Origin of the sequence: Microbacterium sp., from assembly GCF_047607225.1 — a bacterium.
Lineage (GTDB): Bacteria > Actinomycetota > Actinomycetes > Actinomycetales > Microbacteriaceae > Microbacterium.
On the sequence record NZ_JASGDO010000052.1, the window covers coordinates 1 to 17,846 of the forward strand.

Consider the following 17,846-nt stretch of genomic DNA (forward strand, 5'->3'; position numbering starts at 1 on the left):
AAGAAGTGCAGCAGGCGGTATTCGGTCGGGCCGATCTGCGGCCGGCGGGGGCGTCGGCGTGCCCCACTCCAGGAGGTCGGAGCGCGCGACACCCCGCGCGAGGGGGAGGGACCCCAAGGATCGCCGGGAGGAAGAGGGGAGGGCGAGCGCCATCCCCGCGACTTCGCGTGCGGTGCTCTGCGCCCACCGTGCCTGCTCTCCACCCAGGCGCACATCGCGCCCGCCGGAGAGCTCGACGCGTGCCTGGCCCCGGACGGCGATCTCGACCGTGCGCGACGGCGCGTCCACCAACTCCACGAGCGCCACGTCCACCGGCGCGTCGGCGTCCGTGTCCAGAGCGGTGATGACCGAGGCGAGGGTCGCTCCGCCTTCTCCGAGGCGGCGCCAGAGGCGCGTGGCGGCCCCGTCCGACTCGCCCGACGCGACGGCGAGGAACCGGTCGGACACCAGCACGAATCCGGCGGCGGCGGGGTCGCGGGAGACGGCGTAGGTGAACACGGGTCCAGCCTAAACGGCGGGCGCCGCGCGGCCATCCCTCGCGTCGTGCCGGGTCGGGAGCGTGAGGGGCCTCACACCCAGCCCGTCAGCCAGTTGTGGAGACGGTAGAACTCGTACGGCACCTGCATCGCCGACCAGAGCGGATACCAGAACACCGCCAGCACGGCGCCCGCGACGAGGAACCCGATGACGATGCGCCGACCGGTCGCGCGGGGCAGCCACATCCGCCCGCGCGCGAGATCCTGCAGGGCGAAGGTGAGGGCGAGCAGGAGGAACGGCCAGATGACGATCGTGTAGAACTGGAAGACCGTGCGCTCGGGGTAGACGAGCCAGGGGACCCAGGTCGCGGCGATCCCGACCAGCACGAGCGCGTGGCGCCAGTCGCGGTCGAGGGCGAATCGGTACACCAGGTAGGCCGCGGCCAGCACGCTCGCGTACCAGACCAGCGGGTTGGGCATGCTGTAGAGCACCTGGAGGCAGCCGTTGTCGCCGCCGATGCACCCGGACTCGCCGCCCGCCGTCGACTGCGCGTACATGGAGGTCGGGCGCCACAGCAGCGGCCACTGCCAGGCGGGGCTCATGTAGTCGTGCCCCGAGGTGATGCGCAGCATCGCGTCGTAGATCGTCTGGTGGTAACGCCAGAGGCTCTGCAGCGACAGCGGGATCCAGCTGAACAGGGGATTCGTCGAGGGATCGGCGTCGGCGGCATGCCGGTCGTAGCCGCCGTCGCTGAGCAGCCATCCCGACCACGAGCCGAGGTAGACGACGAACGCCACGGGAACGAGCAGGAAGAAGGAGACGACCCCCTGGCGCAATGCATCCGGGATCCAGGCGCGCACGCCGAGTCGATACCGTTCCAGGGCGTCGGTGACGACGAGATACAGTCCGATCGCGGCGAGGACCCAGACCCCCGACCACTTGACGGCGGAGGCCGCGCCCGCGGCCGCGCCGGCGGCGATCACCCAGGGACGGTTCCAGAGCACGGGCCCATAGGTCGGGGGCTGTCCGAGTCGGGACGCGGCCGCGACACCGCGGGCGAGCCGGTCGAGGTGTCGCCGCCGATCGAGCACGACGAACCAGACCGCCAGCAGGACGAAGAACGTGAGGAAGATGTCGAGCAGCGAGACCCGGCTCATGACGATGCCGAGACCGTCGACCGCCAGCAGGGACGAGGCGATGCCCGCGAAAACGATCGAGCCGGTGAGACTCCGGGCGAGGAGGTAGAGGACGAGCACGCACGCGGTGCCGAACAGGGCGGCGGAGATCCGCCAGCCGAACGACGACTCCGGCCCGAACGCCCACATCCCGACGCCGATGAGGAACTTCCCGAGGGGCGGGTGGACGACGAAGCTGGGGTCCGTGCCGAAGATGTCCGCCTGCCCGGCGACGAAGCGGTCGTTGGCGTCGTCGGGCCACGTCGCCGCGTAGCCGAGGACCCACTGCGTCCATGCATCCTTGACGTAATAGGTCTCGTCGAACACCAGCGCCCGCGGGTGGCCGAGGTTCCACACCCGGAGCACGAGCGCCACGAAGGTGACCGCGACGGGCACGATCCACGCCCACAGTCGGTGGATGCGGGGGTCGGTCGCCAGCCTCGCCTGCCACCGCTCGGAGAACGTAGGAGGCGACGCGGGCAGCAGTGGCTCGACCGTGTTCGTCACGCGCTCAAGCCTATGCTGGGGCGGTGATCATCCTCGCCGCGACGCCGATCGGCAACCTGCAGGACGCCTCGCCGCGGCTGGTGGCCGCGCTGGAGTCGGCCCCCGTCGTCGCCGCCGAGGACACGCGCACGACCGCCAGGCTCCTCCGGGGGCTCGGGATCGCGCATCGGCCGCAGCTGATCGCGCTGCACGATCACAACGAGAAGCAGCGCGCCGGAGAGCTCGTCGAGCGGGCGCGCACCGAGGACGTCCTGGTCCTGAGCGATGCCGGGATGCCGACGGTCAGCGACCCCGGTTTCGCCGTGGTGACGACGGCCGCGGCGGCCGGCGTGCCGGTCACCGTCATCCCCGGTCCCTCGGCCGTCGTCACGGCGCTGGCCGTATCAGGGCTTCCGACCGACCGCTTCACGTTCGAGGGGTTCCCGCCGCGCAAGTCCGGCGAGCTGCGCTCCGCCCTCCTGGCGCTGGCCTCCGAGCCGCGGACGATGGTCTTCTTCGAGGCGCCCTCGCGGGTCGCGGCGACCCTGGAGGCGATGGCCGACGCGTTCGGCGCCGACCGTCCCGCCGCCGTCTGCCGCGAGCTCACCAAGCTCCATGAAGAGGTCGTGAGGGCCCCGCTCGCCGAGCTGGCACGCTGGGCGGCCGAGGGCGTGCGCGGTGAGCTGGTCGTCGTGGTGGGCGGCGCCCCGGTGCGGGAGGTCTCCGAATCCGACGCGGTCGCCCAGGTGCTCGCTCTCGTGGCCGGGGGCATGCGGCTGAAGGAGGCGGCCGCCGAGGTGGCCGCGCAGACCGGCCGGTCCTCGCGCGACCTCTACGGCGCCGCACTCGCGCAGCGGTGAGCCTCCTCAGCCCTTGACCGAGCCGGCGGTCAGCCCTCCGATGATGTAGCGCTGCAGCGCGAGGAAGAGCGTCAGGACCGGAACAGCGGCCAGGATCGCCCCCGCGGCGAACAGTCCCCAGTTGCTGGAGAGCTGGTTGGACACCCACTGGAACATGCCCACCGCGAGGGTCCAGTTGTCCTCCGAGACCAGCACGATCTTGGAGATGATGTAGTCCCCGAACGAGGCGATGAAGGCCAGCAGCGCCACGACCGCGAGGATCGGGGTCACCAGCGGCATGATGATCGTCCAGAAGATCTGCGCGTGGGTTGCCCCGTCGATCTTCGCGGACTCGTCCAGCTCGATCGGGATCGTGTTGAAGAACCCGTACATCAGGAAGGTGTTGACCCCGAGCGCGCCGCCGAGGTACACGCAGATCAGCGCGATCTTGGAGTTGAGGCCGAGGGCGGGGAAGACCTCGCCGAGGGCGAGCAGCATCAGGAAGATCGCGACGAAGGCGAGCGCCTGGGGGAACATCTGAATGATGAGCAGCGTCGTCAGGCCGGCGCGACGACCCCGGAACCGGAACCGCGAGAAGGCGTAGGCGGCGGCTGCCCCCATGAGCACGGCTCCGACCGCGGCGGCGATCCCCACCTGCAGTGTGTTGGCGTACCAGGTCCAGTACCGGGTGCCGCCGAGGGCGGCGTAGTTGCCCAGGTCGAAGGCGGAGAACAGCGCATTGCTCGCGGCGAGGCTGCCGCCCGGGTTGAGGGACGCCGACACGACGTAGACGAGCGGGAAGACGGCGTAGAAGAGGATGACCGCGGCGAGCAGGTACTTCCAGCCGACCTCGAGGAGGAACCGGCGCCGCACCGCTCCGCGGCGTCCGGCGTCGAGCGTCACGGTGGCGCGGGCCCGGCGGGCCGCGCTGCGGGTCTCGTTCGCGGTGGACATCACTGGTACTCCTCGAGCTTCTTGGTCTGGCGGAACGCCAGGGCGGAGATGAGGCCGACGACGATGAAGACGAGGATCGACAGGGCGCTCGCGAGGCCGTAGTCGGCCTTTCCGCCGTTGACCCCCGAGATGTCCCAGATCGCGGAGATGAGGATGTCCGTCGCGCCGAGCGCGTAGGGGGCGCCGGGGATGGCGGGCCCGCCGTCGTTGAACATGTAGATGATCGTGAAGTTGTTGAAGCTGAACGCGAACGACGAGATCAGCAGCGGAGCGGTGGCCACCAGCACGAGCGGCAGGATGATCGACCGCAACTGCCGGAAGCGTCCCGCGCCGTCGATGGAGGCCGCCTCGAGCGCGTCGGAGGGAAGCGCCTGGATCGCGCCCGTGCAGACCAGGAAGTAATAGGGGTAGGTGAGCCAGACGTTCACGAAGAGGACGGCGAACCGGGCGAGCCACGGGTCACCGAGCCAGTCGATCTGCGCTCCGCCGAAGAAGAAGTCGTTGATGACGCCGAACTCGGCGTTGAACATCCCTCGGAACAGGAGCGCCGACATGAAGGCGGGGAAGGCGTAGGGGAGGATGAAGAGAGTCCGCAGGAACTTCCTGCCCCGTACCCGTTCGTCGTTGTAGATGATCGCGAGGACGAGTCCCATCGCGAACGGCACGATCACCGACAGCAGCGCCCACGCGAAGGTCCACGCGGTCACCATCGCCAGCGGCTGGATCATCGACGAATCGGTGAACAGGCGCAGGAAGTTGTCGAACCCGACGTGGACGGTCCAGCCGGTCGGGAGGGTCGTGCCGTCCTCGCTCGCGAAGTTCCCCCGGTCGGTCGCGCGGTAGACGGTGCCGTTGGCGGTGTCGGTGATGGTCTGGGCGGCGGCGTCCCATTCCAGGGTCGAGCGATAGATCGAGCCGGACGTCCCGTCGTTGGTCCGGACGGATCCGGCGTTGGGGTCGTCGGAGACGGGAACGCGCAGGGCGACGACCTCCTGCTGAAGGGTCTGGTCCCCGATGATGTCGTTGCGTGGGACGACGTTCCACCCGGGCACCTCAGTGGGGGCGCCGGTGCCGGAGGCCGGTCCCACCGTCTGCAGGGGGCTCTCGGCCGAGCCTGCTTTGATCTGGCCGTCTTCGACGATTGCGAAGCCGAGTGTGCCGTTCTGCTCCACGATGGCGAGGGGGAAGGTGGGGGACCCCTCCACGCGGCGCTCGCCCTGGCTCAGGGCGGCCTGCACGGCCTGCTCCTGAGATCCGACGTGGCCGGCGCCGTAGTTGGTGAAGGCGATGTAGGCCGTGTATCCGAAGATGAAGACCTGGAAGATGAGGAGGAACGCGAGCCCCGGCAGGAGGTATTTGAGGGGCAGCGCTCGCTTCGTGAAGTAGATGATGTCGGCGGCCAGGAGCAGCACCACGGCCGCGCCGCAGATCAGCCACGACTGGGCCTGGGCCGCCGCGAAGATGCCCATGAGTCCGAAGGCGTTGATGACGCCCAGGATCGCGAGCTTGACGAGGAAGCCCCAACCGATCCCGTTCCATCGGCGACCGTGCGGTTCCGTCGTCCGCGCGCCGCGGGGCGGCGAGGGCGGGGGTGAGGCCTGCTCCGCGGGGGATTCCACCGGGACCGACATGTGCATCTCCTTCGATGAGAGGTCCGGGGCGGGTGCGAGCACCCGCCCCGGAGCGGAATCAGCCGATCAGCGCCTCGAGGTCGCTGACCATCTTGTCCCAGGTGGAGGCGGGGTTGGCGCCCTTGATGATCTGCACCTGCGCGGCGTTCCACAGGTCCCAGACCGAGCCCATCTCCGGGATGTTCGGCATCGGGACGCCGTTCTTCGACGAGGCCACAAAGCCCGCGATGACCGGGTCGGAGGAGACCTCGGTGGCCAGGTCGTTCCACGCGGGGATGCGGGGGTCGGCCTCGTACAGCGCCTTCTGTGCCTCGTAGGTGGCGAGGTACTTGGTGAGGAACTCCTGCGCGACCAGCGCGTTCTTGCTCTGCGAGCTGATGTAGAAGCCCTGGACACCCACGAACGGCGATGCCGTCTCGCCCCCGGCGGACGGGATCGGGTTGACCTTGACCTTCACGCCCTTCTCGGTGAGTGCGGCGATCGCCCAGGGGCCCTGGACGGTGTAGGCGGCCTTGCCATCGGCGAACAGCTCGTTGTTGGTGTCGTAGTCGACGGTCGTGGAGATGTAGCCGTCGCCCTTCTCACCGTTGGCTCCGAGCCACTCGGCGAACGCCTTGCCCGCGTCGCCGCCCATGCCGACCTCGGTCGTGTAGCCCTTGTCGTCGCTCTGGAAGACGGGGGCGCCGAAGGAGGTCTGGAAGCCGTACATCGTGTAGGCGTCACCGGTCTGTCCGGCGGTGTTGATGACGACCGGGCGGTCGACTCCGGCCTTCTCACCCGCCGCGATCATGTCGTCCCAGGTCGCGGGAGCGTCCTCGCCGACGAGGTCGGTGTTCTGGATCAGAGCGATGGTCTCCAGCGAGTAGGGCAGGGCGTAGAGCTGACCGTCGTAGGTGAAGGCGTCCAGCGACACCGGCGCGAAGTTGCTCGCGGTGTCGGTGAGGTCCAGCGGCGAGACGACGCCGGCCTGCACGAGTCCGCCGAGCCAGTCGTGGGCACCGATCGTGATGTCGGGGCCTTCGCCGGTGGGGACCTGGTTGGTGAAGTCGGTGCGGATGTCGTCGAAGTTCTTCTGGACGAGCTCGATCTTGCCGCCGGTCTCCGACTCGAAGGTCTTGGCCGCCGCCTCGATCGCCGGCTTGCGGTTGGCGTCGGTCCAGACCGTCAGCGTCACGCCGCTCGCGTCGATCGCGGCAGCCGACGACTCCGACGGCGCCGGGGTGGTGGGGGTGTTGCTGGAGCAGCCGGCCAGCAGGATGCCGGTCGTCGCGAGGGCGGCGACGGCGATGCCCATCTTGCGCATGGATTTTCCTTCCGAAGGATGGCCGAGGCTCGTCCCCCTGCGGGGACTCGTCACGACCGGGTGGGGTGTCGCAGACGGATGCTGCGACGGTGTGTTCAGTGCGTGTTCGCGGGCGGGCCCGCAGTGGTGGGGTCGGTCATCGACCACCCCCTTCGGCTGTGCGCTGTGTGCGGACGACGGCGACGTCTCCCGCGCTCAGCACCAGCGTGCCTCGTGCTTCCTCCTGTGTCAGCAGGTCGAAGCCCGATGTCTGCAACGAAACGGTCTCGGTTCCGTGGTTGATGGCGATGAGGTACTCGGCCTCATCGGTGGTGCGGCGGACCGCTTCGACTCCGGCGGGGAGGCCGCTGGGGGTTACGCCCGCGTCGGCGTAGGCCGCGTCGAGCACCGCAGCAAGCCCTTCTGCGTCGGGGCGGGTGCTGAGATACCAGCCCACGCCGTCCCCGTGCTCGTTCCGGGTGACGGCGGGTCTGCCCGACGCGGGTCCGCTCTGGTAGGTGGCGCGGGCCTCGGCGGTGGTGAGGACGAGGTCTTCCTGCCAGGTGTCGGCCGGGTAGCGCGTGTCGCCGAAGACGATCTCGGCGGCGTCTCCCGCGCGCAGGGGGAGGTGCTCCTCGACACGGAGCCCCAGCGACGGCTCCAGCGGAGCCGCGAAACCCCCGGCATGGACGGCGTCGTGCTCGTCGACGACGGCGGAGAAGAAGGACACGACGAGCGTGCCGCCGCCTGCGACGTAACGGTTCAGGTTCTCGGCATCGGCCACGCTCAGCATGTACTGCGCGGGAGCGATCACGAGCTTGTACGCGGAGAGGTCATGGCTCGGCAGGGCGAAGTCGACGGTGATCTGATCGCGCCACAGCTTCTCGTAGAACGCGCGGATGCGCTCGGCGTGGCTCACGTCCTCGGACGGACGCCACTCGAGGTCTTGCGCCCAGAACGACTCGAAGTCCCAGAGGACGGCGACCTCGGCGGGCACGCGGGAGCCGCGCACTTCGCCGAGAGCGCGCAGCTTCGCCCCCAGGTCGACGACCTCACGCCAGACGCGGGAGGCGGTGCCGGCGTGCGGGAGCATCGCGGAATGGAACTTCTCGGCGCCCGACCGCGACGCCCGCCACTGGAAGAACAGGATGCCGTCGGCGCCGCGCCCGAAGTGCGACAGCGAGTTGCGCGCCATCTCGCCGGGCCGCTTCGCGACGTTGCGCGGCTGCCAGTTGACCGCCGACGTCGAGTGCTCCATGAGGATCCAGGGCGCTCCGCGTCCGACCGATCGCGTCAGGTCCGCGGCGATCGCGAGGCCGATCTCTCCTTCTTCGTCGGCGGCCCAGAGGTAGTGGTCGTCGGAGACGATGTCGACCTCCCGCGCCCAGGCCCAGAGATCGCAGCCGTTGTGCTGGTTCGCCATGAAGTTGGTGGTGATGGGCCGGTCGCTGTGCGCGCGGATCGCATCGCGTTCAGCGACGAAACACGCGCGCAACTGGTGGTCGGTGAACCGGGCGAAGTCGAGGCGCTGGGAAGGGTTGACGACCGAGGGCGCGGTGGCGGGGGCGCCGATGTGCTCCCACTCTCCGTAGTGCTGGCCCCAGAACGCCGTGCCCCACGCGGCGTTGAGCGCGTCGAGCGTGCCGTAGCGTCCCTGCAACCACCGCCGCCATTCCCGGACCGAGTGGACGGAGTAGTCCTCGCCGACGGGGACTCCGTACTCGTTGTGCACGTGCCACAGCACGACGGCGGGGTGCCGACCGTAGCGGCGGGCCAGCTCCGTGGCGATCCGCACGGCGGCCTCGCGATAGGCCGGAGCGGAGTGGGAGGCCATGCCGCGAGCGCCGAACCCCAGCGGGACACCGTCCCTCGTGACGGCACGGGAGTCGGGGTGCTGGGCGAAGAACCACGCCGGCGGGGAAGCGGTCGGAGTGCCGAGATCGACGGAGATGCCGTTGCGGTGGAGCAAGTCGATCACGTCGTCGAGCCAGCCGAAGTCGAACTCGCCCTCGCGCACCTCCAGTAGCGCCCACGCGAAGATGCCGATGCTCACGAGGTTGACGCCGGCTTCGCGCATGAGGGCGACGTCTTCCTCCCAGACTTCGCGCGGCCACTGCTCGGGCGTGTAGTCGCCGCCGTAGGCGATCCCCGTGAGGGCGGGCCACGCGGAGGTGGCGCCGAGCGTGTCGGGAAGCGCGGGGTCGTGCATGTCGAGTCGGGTCCTCATCGTCCTGGGTTACTGTGACCGGTCACAGCCTCGCGATCAGTGTACGTCCGACGCCGCAGGCCACCGTCGTTCGTTACCCAACTGTGACCGGTTACAGATTCCCGGCCCCGGCTCCGCACCGTGCCGAGACGACAGGGTAGAGTCGCGTCGATGACTGCGGCGCCGACTCCCCGGAAACCGACCATCCGCGATGTCGCGGCCGTGGCCGGCGTCTCGTATGGCACCGTGTCGCGCGTCATCAACGGGGGGCACTGGGTATCGCCCGAGGCCCGCGCCGCCGTCGAGGCGGCGATCGTGGAGACCGGGTACACCGCCAACCATGCCGCGCGGAGCCTGGCGACCGGGCGGTCCAACTCGCTCGCGTTCCTGCTCACCGAGCCCCAGCACCTGCTCTTTGCCGACCCGACCTTCGCGCTCCTGCTCCGCGGGGCGACCGAGGCCCTCGCCGAGCGGTCGATGACGCTCGTGCTCCTGATCGCCGACACCGCCACCGAACAGGCCAACGTCGAACGCTACGTCCGGGCCGGCCACGTGGACGGCGTCCTCCTGGTCTCCTCGCACGAGTCCGACTCGCTGCTGGCCGCGCTCGTGGAGGCGGGCGTTCCCACCGTCTGCACCGGTATCCCTTTGGGCGAGGTCGCCGGCGTCCCCCACGTCTCCGTCGACGAGGCCGGATCGGCCCGGATGATGACCCGGTACCTGCTCGACCGCGGGCACCGCAGGATCGCCCTCATCACCGGCCCGAACGACACGCCCGGCGGTCGCTTCCGCCTCGTGGGTTTCCGCGAGGAGATGGGGGAGCTCTTCGATCCCGCGCTGGTCGAGCAGGGCAGTTATGAGCAGGCCACCGGAGACGCCGCGATGACGAGCTTGCTGGAGCGTGCGCCCGACATCGATGCCGTCTTCGCGGCGTCCGACGTGATGGCCGTCGGAGCCATTGCGGCCCTTCGTCGAGCCGGTCGCCGCGTCCCCGAGGACGTCGCCGTCGCCGGTTTCGACGATTCCGGACTGGCGGCGCTCCATACGCCGCCGCTGACCACGGTGCGCCAGCCGTGGTCGGAGATCTCCAGCACGATGGTCGACATGGTCCTCGACGTCATCGGGGGCACGCCGCGCGAGCCGGTGATGCTCCCGACCACGCTCGTGGTGCGCGACACGGCCTGACCCGTCATACGGAGCGATCGGCCCCGCCCGCCCAACTAGAATCCTGGGGTGAGCAACGGCCGTTCCTTCTACATCACGACGCCGATCTATTACCCGAGCGACCTTCCGCACATCGGTCACGGGTACACGTCGGTCGCCGTCGACGCCCTCGCGCGCTGGCACCGGCAGGCAGGGGACGACACCTGGATGCTGACGGGCACCGACGAGCACGGTCAGAAGATGCTGCGCGCGGCGGCCGCCAACGGCGTCACGCCGCAGGAATGGGTCGACCGGCTGGTGCAGGAGTCGTGGTTCCCGCTGCTGGAGACCCTCGACGTCGCCAACGACGACTTCATCCGCACGACGCAGCCCCGCCACGAGGAGCGGGTGCAGCAGTTCGTGCAGGCGCTCTACGACCGCGGGTACATCTATGCGGGGGAGTACGAGGCGCTCTATTGCGTCGGGTGCGAGGAGTTCAAGCCCGAGGCGGAGATCGTCGACGGCACGGGACCGTTCGAGGGGCTCAAGGTCTGCGCGATCCACTCCAAGCCGCTGGAGCTGCTGCAGGAGAAGAACTACTTCTTCAAGCTGAGCGAGTTCCAGGACCGGCTGCTGGAGCTCTACCGCGACGAGCCCGATTTCGTGCGCCCCGAATCGGCGCGCAACGAGGTCGTCTCCTTCGTGCGCAGCGGCCTGAAGGACCTCTCCATTTCGCGCTCCGCGTTCGACTGGGGCATCCGTGTGCCGTGGGACGACACCCACGTCATCTACGTGTGGGTCGACGCGCTCCTGAACTATGCGACGGCGGTGGGCTACGGAACCGATCCCGAGCAGTTCGCGCGGCGGTGGCCCGCTTATCACGTCGTGGGCAAGGACATCCTCCGTTTCCACGCTGTGATCTGGCCCGCGATGCTGATGGCCGCCGGTCTCGACGTGCCGCGCGGTGTCTTCGCGCACGGGTGGCTGCTCGTGGGCGGCGAGAAGATGTCCAAGTCCAAGCTCACGGGGATCGCGCCGCAGGAGATCACCGACGTGTTCGGCTCGGATGCGTACCGCTTCTACTTCCTCTCGGCGATCGCGTTCGGCCAGGACGGGTCGTTCTCCTGGGAGGATCTGTCGGCGCGCTACCAGGCGGAGCTCGCCAACGGGTTCGGCAACCTGGCCTCGCGCACCGTCGCGATGATCGAGCGTTACTTCGAGGGTGTGGTGCCGCCCCCGGCAGAGACCACCGAGGCCGACGAGCGCATCCATCGTACGGTCGCCGACGCGGCCGCGGCCGCCGACGCGGCGATGGAGCGGTTCCGGCCCGACGAGGCGATCACGGCGATCTGGACGATCGTCGACGCCCTCAACGGCTACATCACCGAGAACGAACCGTGGGTACTTGCGAAGGACGAAGGCGGGCGCGAGCGCCTCGGGACGGTGCTGTACACCGCCGCCGAGGGACTGCGCGCGCTCGCCGTGCTGCTGTCTCCGATCATGCCCGCATCGACGGAGAAGCTCTGGGTCGCGCTCGGCGCAGACGCACTGGGCCGACTCGTCGACCAGCCGTTGCGTGAGGCGGGAACGTGGGGAGGGCTTCGTCCCGGCGGCAGCGTGAACGGCCTCGCCCCCCTGTTCCCCCGCGTCGACCCGTCCTGACCCCTGGAGAAGCCGACACGCCATGACCGATCCGTCGGGCTACGTCCGGGTGCGGGAGAAGGGAAGCCGCGATGTGAGCTATCCGCCCGCACCCGAGCCCCTCGCCGTCACGGTCTATGACAACCACACCCACCTCGAGATCGAGGACGGTGAGGGGCTTCCCCTCGTGGAGCACCTCGCTCGCGCCGCTGCGGCGGGAGTGGGCGGCGTCGTGCAGGCCGGCGGCGACATCGAGTCCAGCAGGTGGTCGGCGTGGGCGGCGGCGAACCATCCGGGTGTCCTCGCGGCCGTCGCGATCCATCCCAACGAGGCCCCCGCCTACGCCGCGCAGGGACGGCTGGCAGAGGCGATCGCCGTGATCGACGACCTCGCCGCCCAACCGCGCGTGCGGGCGATCGGGGAGACCGGGCTCGACTTCTTCCGCACCGGCGAGGAAGGCCTTCCGGCCCAGTTCGAGAGCTTCGAGGCACACATCGCCCTGGCGAAGAAGCACGACCTGGCGATGCAGATCCACGATCGCGATGCGCACGACGCCGTGCTCGAGACACTGGAGCGCGTGGGGGCGCCCGAGCGGACCGTCTTCCATTGCTTCTCGGGCGACGCGGACATGGCGCGCCTGGCCGCCGACCGCGGCTACTGGCTGAGCTTCGCCGGCAACGTGACGTTCAAGAACGCCCAGAACCTCCGCGACGCGTTCGCGGTGACGCCCCTGGATCGCGTCCTGATCGAGACCGACGCGCCGTTCCTGACGCCGGTCCCGCTGCGCGGGAGGCCGAACGCGCCGTATCTCGTGCCGCTCACGGTGCGCTTCCTCGCACAGGAGCGAGGCCTGGACCTCGACGAGTTCTGCGCACGGATCGCCGCCAACACGCTCGAGGTCTACGGCTCCTTCAGCTAGGGCGTGTTGCTAAGAGGTTGATTCGTGGTGCGCGGGTGACGCTTGGAGCGTGTCGCGTACTGAGATCTCCGATGAGGCCTGGGCTTGGTGACCGCCTGCCTATGCCAGGCGGATCGGTAGCCTGGGTGCATGCCGGAACTCTTCCGAAGTGCCGCCGGACGCTTGCAGGAAGCCGGGTGGACGTTTGAGCCGCCGACCTCGATGGAGAACGGCGTTCCCTCCCCGCTGCGCGCGGCACCCGAAACGGTGACCCGCTGGGTGTCCTCGTTCTCACTCCTGTCGAGCTCAGACGAGACGGTGTGGTTCTTGTCCCGCGACGACTACTCGACCGGCGCGGAGGGAGCGTTCGCGTGGAACGAGTGTGAACTGCTGAGCATCCAGGCTGCGACGACGGATGATGAGGCGGTCGCGGTCTCCCGTTTCTGGAGGCGCCACGCACCCATCCTGCTTTCCGTTCGCAACGGATACGAGTACCTGGCGGTGCGAGACGACGGAGCAGTCGTCCATGGTTCCGAGCCAGAGTTCGAAGAAGCGGTCGTCGTGTTCTCTCACTTCGAAGATCTGCTGAGGTACACCACCGGGCGGCCGGCCCGGCGCAACCAGGTCGTCGACAGCTTGCTGTTCGGTGCCGCCGACGTCACTGACCCGACGCCAGGCGACTAGCCGACGCCACCGACCCGCGCGCGTCGTGGGCGGATCAGCGGGTCGTGGATCCGCGGACGAGCTCCCAGGGCAGGTCGATGACCTGCGGCACGTCGCCGGGTACGAGAGTGCCGGTGAGCGACTCGATCGCGGCGAACATCGCGTCGGCGGCGCGCTCGGGATGGACGCACACGTGCGTGACGCCGAGGCGCTCGTTGAGGGCGCAATCGCGGGTTCCCGGTTCGCTCGTGCACAGCGCGACGAGCTGGAGATCGCGCGGGATGACTGCCGTCGTGGCCTCCAGCTGGAGATAGATCTCCGGTCCCTCCTCGCAGAAGGCGAACACGGCGTCGGCCCCCCGTTCGAGGAGGTCGCGCACCTCGCGGGCCAAGCGGCGGCGTCCCGGGTCCACGCGGGCGACCAGGGGCGTGCGGCCGCGCACGGCGGACCAGGCGAGGTAGGCGCTCTCGCCGATCTGATCGCGCGGGACCTCGCTCTCGTCGACGAGGAAGCCGATGCGCTCGGCCCCCGCGCTCTCCAGGTGCGCGAGGCCGGCGCGGACGGCCGCGTCGTAGCCGGTGCGGATGCTGAGCCCGGGCGCTCCCGCGATGTAGAGGTCGTTCGCGACGACCGGGATGCCTCGAGCGGCCGCCTCGCGCAGGACAGCGCGATCGTCCGCGGGATCGGGGAAGTAGAGCAGATCGATCTGTGCGCCCGGCAGAAGGTCGGGACGAGCATCGGGGAGGACCGTCACGGTGAACCCGTGGGCCGCCGAGGCGCGCACGAGGGCGTTGAGCTGGCGTGTGCGCTGGAGGGCGCGACGTGCGTCGCCGTCGGTCGTGTCACCCATGACGAATCCGACCGACATCGTGCGTCCGCTCCGCAGGGCGGCAGCGTGCTTGTTGGGCGTATAGCCGAGCTCGGCCGCGATGAGCTTGATGCGCTCACGGGTCTCAGGCCGGAGGCTGCCGCGGTCGTTCAGTGCCTGGCTGATCGCGGCGGTGGACACCCCGGCGCGCAGGGCGATGTCCTTGAGGGTGACCCCACGTGCCTCGCTCACGTCTCCTCCGGGAAGTCGGGGAGGACCGTGGACACCGCGTCCGCCCACGCACTGCCGTCGCCGACGGCGGCCAGCGAGTGGCCCCGGGCGATGAGGCCGTGCAGGAGAACGCCCGAGAAGTGGCGCAGAGCCGCCTCGGACTCGGCGCTCACCCCGCGCGCGATCTCGCTTTCCAGGACGCCCCGGACGTGCTCACGCAGCGCGACGACGGCGGGGGACACCTCGTGGACGCGGTGGGAGACGGCGTGACGTGAGGCGGCCGCGCGGACGATCTCGCGGGCGTGACCCAGCGTCGCGTTCTCGTCGATCGGCGCGTGCACACGGATCGTCTCCAGGTCGAGCAGCTCCACGCCGGGAATGCTGCGCACCCCCGGGTCGACGTTGCGGGGGAGGCCCAGATCGACGATCACCTGCGGCCCGGCGGCGCCCGCTCGCGCGGCGGCGTGGTCCTCCGCGGCGATCGCGTAGGTGCCGGTCGTGGTCGTGCACGTGACGACGACATCGGCGGCGGCCGCCTCCGCGGCGTAGGCCTCGGGCGGCACGGAGACCAGGTGCTCCCGATGAGCGAAGCGACGGCGTCCGGAGCGCGAGTGGACGCGGATGTCCTGGGCGCCGGTGTCGCGCAGGGCCGCGAGGGCGACCGCCGCGTAACGACCTGTGCCGACCAGCAGCACGCGCGCCGAGGACCAGTCGTCGATACGGGAGCCGGCGAGATCGACCGCCAGGCGGACGAGGGACCGCCCCGATTCCCCCAGTCGGGTGCTGTTGCGCACCGAGCGCGAGGCCTCGGTGGCCCGCTGGAAGAGGTGTTCGAGAGGAGCGGTCGTCACGCCGTCACGGCGCGCCGACTCCAGTGCCCGCCGCACCTGACCGGCGATCTCGTCCTCGCCGAGGGCGACCGAGTCCAGTCCCGACGCGACCGAGAAGAGGTGCTGGGCCACACCGTGCCCCTGCGTGAACTCGACGGTGTCACGGAGCGTCCGAAACGGGAGGTCGCTCAGCCCCGACAGCTGCTCCAGTGCGGCGTCCATCGCCGGCACCGGCGAGGTGTCGTCGAGGTCGAAGTAGGCCTCGAACCGATTGCACGTGGACAGGACGACCGCGCCGCGGATCTCCTCGTGGGCCGCGGTGAGGCGGGGAGCGATCGCGTCTCCGATGCCGGCGAGCCGTTCGAGCGAGTCGAGTGGCGTGGTGCGCTGATGCGCGGTGAGGCAGACGAGCACGGTGCGGAGGCCCCTTTCGGATCCGGGCTAGTATATCGATTAACTCGATCGAGGAGCCGCACCATCTCACTCTCCACCCCTCCTGCCTCCGCCACGCCCTCGCCCTCGGCGACGACCCCTGACGCGGCGGACAGCTCCCATCCGCTCATCGCGCACGACACCGCCTCATCACGCCTCGTGCGCGCCCTCCGCGGCGAGCGGCCCGAGGCCACCCCGGTGTGGTTCATGCGCCAGGCGGGTCGATCCCTGCCCGAGTACCGCGCCCTCCGTACGACGGGAAGCATGATCGAGGCGTGTCTCGACCCCGCACTGGCGAGCGAGATCACCCTGCAGCCGGTTCGCCGGCACGGCGTGGACGCGGCGATCTTCTTCAGCGACATCGTCGTGCCGCTGGCCCTGGTGGGACTGGAGGTGGAGATCGCCCCAGGCCGCGGGCCCGTCTTCGCCCGACCGCTCTCGACGGCGGCGGAGATCGCCCGCGCCGTGCGGATCGACCCCGGGCTCGTCCGAGAACGCGGCGAGGCCATCGCGAGCGCCGTGCGCACGACGACCGAGATGCTCGGCGAGCTTTCGGTCGATCGCGGCGAGCCGCTCCCGCTCATCGGCTTCGCCGGGGCGCCGTTCACTCTGGCGGCCTATCTCGTCGAGGGCGGTCCCTCCAAAGACCATCTCGCGGCGCGTCGGCTCCTCCACGACGACCCCGCGGCGTGGCACGACCTGACCGCCTGGCTCGCGGAGGTGAGCGGCGAGTTCCTCGCGCTCCAGGTGACCGCGGGCGCGAGCGCGGGGCAGCTGTTCGACTCCTGGGCGGGGGCGTTGGCCCCTCGCGACTATCGAGAGGGCGCCCTCCCGGCCTCTCGTGCCGCGCTTGACCGCGTCCGCGCCCTGTCGCCCGCCGGTGTCGGACGGGTTCCGCTGGTGCATTTCGGCGTCGGCACCGGCGAGCTCCTGGCCGACATGGCCTCCGCCGACATCGACGCCATCGGGGTGGACTACCGGGTTCCGCTCGATGAGGCGATCCGACGCGTGGGACGCGATCTGACCGTCCAGGGCAACCTCGATCCGGCGATGCTGTTCGCCGCAGAGGAAGCGCGCACCGCTCAGGTGCATCGCATCCTCGAGGAGGGGCGTCATGCCCGCGCCCACGTGTTCAACCTCGGCCACGGCGTGCCCAAGGAAGCCGACCCCGATGCGATCGGAGCGGTCGTCCGTGCCGTGCACGACTGGCGCGCTGCGGGAGGGCAGCAACCGTGAGCCGCGCCGATGTCGACCTGGTGGTCGTCGGCGCCGGGATCGCAGGGCTCACCGTCGCCCATGAGGTCGCGCGAGCGGGCCACCGGGTAGTGGTCCTCGACGCGGGGGGCAGGCCCGGAGGTCTGCTGCGTGCGCGCGAGCTCGCGGGAGTTCCGATCGACGTCGGGGCGGAGTCGTTCGCGACGCGCACGACCGGCGTCGCCGACCTGATCGCCGACGCCGGCCTCGATCTCACGATCGTCTCGCCGGCCACCGCCGGGGCGGTCATCGCCGCCGTCGACGACAGTGATCCCCGCTCCGGGGCGACGATCCTCCGCGCCGCGCTTCCGCGGGCCACGGTGCTCGGGATCCCCTCGGATCCTCACGCGGACGACGTCGTGCGGATCCTCGGGCGTGAGGGCGCGCGCCGCGTCGCCGCCGAGATCATCGACAGTGCCGCGGGCGAAGGGCCTGAGCCCTCCCTCGCCGACCTCGTCTCCGCGCAGTGCGGTGAGACGCTCCTGCGTCGCCTCGTGGATCCTCTCTGCCGGAGCGTGTACTCGTTGCCGGCCGCCCGGCTCTTCCTCTCCCGTGCGCACCCCGCGATGTGGCGGGAGTACCGCGCGCGTGGATCCCTCGTCGCGGCGGCGGCCGCGGTGGCCGCTCCCGGCCGAGCCGGTGCCGCGGTCGCGGGGATCGCGGGCGGCATGTGGCGTCTGGCCGATGCGCTCGGCCGTGCCGCGGTGTCGCGGGGTGCTCAGCTGCAGGACCAGACGCCGGTCCGCTCCCTCACGGTCGTCCCCGACGGCGTCGAGGTGCAGGTGGACGGTGCCACATGGCGGGCCCGTCGTGTCGTCGTGGCCGCCGGTCCCCGCGCGGCGGCCGCGTTGCTCGACCCGTCCGCCGGTCGCGCCCCCGAGGCCGCCGTTCGGGTC

At 70.3% G+C, this 17,846-nt stretch carries 15 protein-coding genes; 7 read left to right on the forward strand and 8 right to left on the reverse strand.

Going from position 1 to position 17,846, the window contains the following annotated elements:
- Both QM591_RS10550 and QM591_RS10555 read right to left on the reverse strand, forming a co-directional pair.
- Positions 1–498 (reverse strand): hypothetical protein (locus QM591_RS10550; protein WP_415132327.1); only part of this gene is annotated, 498 nt, incomplete at its 3' end.
- A gap of 71 nt (positions 499–569) precedes the next feature.
- Entirely contained in the window at positions 570–2,159 is a 1,590-nt protein-coding gene (locus QM591_RS10555) for a dolichyl-phosphate-mannose--protein mannosyltransferase (RefSeq protein ID WP_415132329.1), read from the reverse strand.
- Positions 2,160–2,182: 23 nt separating this feature from the next.
- Here QM591_RS10555 and rsmI point away from each other — a divergent pair, with 23 nt between their 5' ends.
- The gene (rsmI, locus tag QM591_RS10560; protein ID WP_415132331.1) at positions 2,183–2,998 is read left to right on the forward strand and encodes a 16S rRNA (cytidine(1402)-2'-O)-methyltransferase; all 816 of its coding nucleotides are present in this window, start codon (positions 2,183–2,185) and stop codon (positions 2,996–2,998) included.
- Between the two features lie 6 nt (positions 2,999–3,004).
- On the opposite strand, the gene QM591_RS10565 is transcribed toward rsmI, so the two are convergent.
- The 4 genes from QM591_RS10565 to QM591_RS10580 form a co-directional block, all read right to left on the reverse strand.
- Positions 3,005–3,931 carry a sugar ABC transporter permease gene (locus QM591_RS10565; protein WP_415132333.1) on the reverse strand — a complete coding sequence of 309 codons (927 nt, stop codon included), beginning with the start codon at positions 3,929–3,931 and terminating at the stop codon, positions 3,005–3,007.
- Entirely contained in the window at positions 3,931–5,562 is a 1,632-nt protein-coding gene (locus QM591_RS10570) for an ABC transporter permease subunit (RefSeq protein ID WP_415132335.1), read from the reverse strand. Before QM591_RS10570 ends, QM591_RS10565 begins: the two co-directional genes overlap by 1 nt.
- Before the next feature lie 58 nt (positions 5,563–5,620).
- On the reverse strand, positions 5,621–6,865 hold the full coding sequence (locus QM591_RS10575; RefSeq protein ID WP_415132337.1) for a sugar ABC transporter substrate-binding protein: 1,245 nt from the start codon (positions 6,863–6,865) through the stop codon (positions 5,621–5,623).
- A 136-nt stretch (positions 6,866–7,001) separates the two neighbouring features.
- On the reverse strand, positions 7,002–9,071 hold the full coding sequence (locus QM591_RS10580; protein WP_415132339.1) for a beta-galactosidase: 2,070 nt from the start codon (positions 9,069–9,071) through the stop codon (positions 7,002–7,004).
- Between the two features lie 150 nt (positions 9,072–9,221).
- Here QM591_RS10580 and QM591_RS10585 point away from each other — a divergent pair, with 150 nt between their 5' ends.
- From QM591_RS10585 to QM591_RS10600, 4 genes are all read left to right on the forward strand, one after another.
- A complete protein-coding gene (locus QM591_RS10585; protein WP_415132341.1) occupies positions 9,222–10,235 on the forward strand; it encodes a LacI family DNA-binding transcriptional regulator in 1,014 nt (337 codons plus the stop codon).
- A 48-nt stretch (positions 10,236–10,283) separates the two neighbouring features.
- Positions 10,284–11,855: a methionine--tRNA ligase gene (gene metG, locus QM591_RS10590; RefSeq protein WP_415132343.1), complete on the forward strand. Its 1,572-nt coding sequence runs from the start codon at positions 10,284–10,286 to the stop codon at positions 11,853–11,855.
- Positions 11,856–11,877: 22 nt separating this feature from the next.
- Positions 11,878–12,753 carry a TatD family hydrolase gene (locus QM591_RS10595; protein ID WP_415132345.1) on the forward strand — a complete coding sequence of 292 codons (876 nt, stop codon included), beginning with the start codon at positions 11,878–11,880 and terminating at the stop codon, positions 12,751–12,753.
- 129 nt (positions 12,754–12,882) lie between these two features.
- On the forward strand, positions 12,883–13,416 hold the full coding sequence (locus tag QM591_RS10600) for a hypothetical protein (RefSeq protein WP_415132347.1): 534 nt from the start codon (positions 12,883–12,885) through the stop codon (positions 13,414–13,416).
- A 34-nt stretch (positions 13,417–13,450) separates the two neighbouring features.
- Here the strand turns inward: QM591_RS10600 and QM591_RS10605 are convergent, their stop codons facing one another.
- Both QM591_RS10605 and QM591_RS10610 read right to left on the reverse strand, forming a co-directional pair.
- Positions 13,451–14,455, reverse strand: coding sequence for a LacI family DNA-binding transcriptional regulator (locus QM591_RS10605; RefSeq protein WP_415132349.1), 1,005 nt, complete (start codon positions 14,453–14,455; stop codon positions 13,451–13,453).
- Positions 14,452–15,678, reverse strand: a complete 1,227-nt coding sequence (locus tag QM591_RS10610; protein WP_415132351.1) for a glutamyl-tRNA reductase — start codon at positions 15,676–15,678, stop codon at positions 14,452–14,454. The genes QM591_RS10605 and QM591_RS10610 overlap by 4 nt, the downstream gene beginning before the upstream one ends.
- Positions 15,679–15,825: 147 nt before the next feature.
- On the opposite strand from QM591_RS10610, the gene hemE reads away from it, so the two are divergent.
- Positions 15,826–16,932: a uroporphyrinogen decarboxylase gene (gene hemE, locus QM591_RS10615; protein ID WP_415132355.1), complete on the forward strand. Its 1,107-nt coding sequence runs from the start codon at positions 15,826–15,828 to the stop codon at positions 16,930–16,932.
- Positions 16,929–17,846 (forward strand): protoporphyrinogen/coproporphyrinogen oxidase (locus QM591_RS10620; protein ID WP_415132353.1); only part of this gene is annotated, 918 nt, incomplete at its 3' end. The genes hemE and QM591_RS10620, both read left to right, overlap by 4 nt.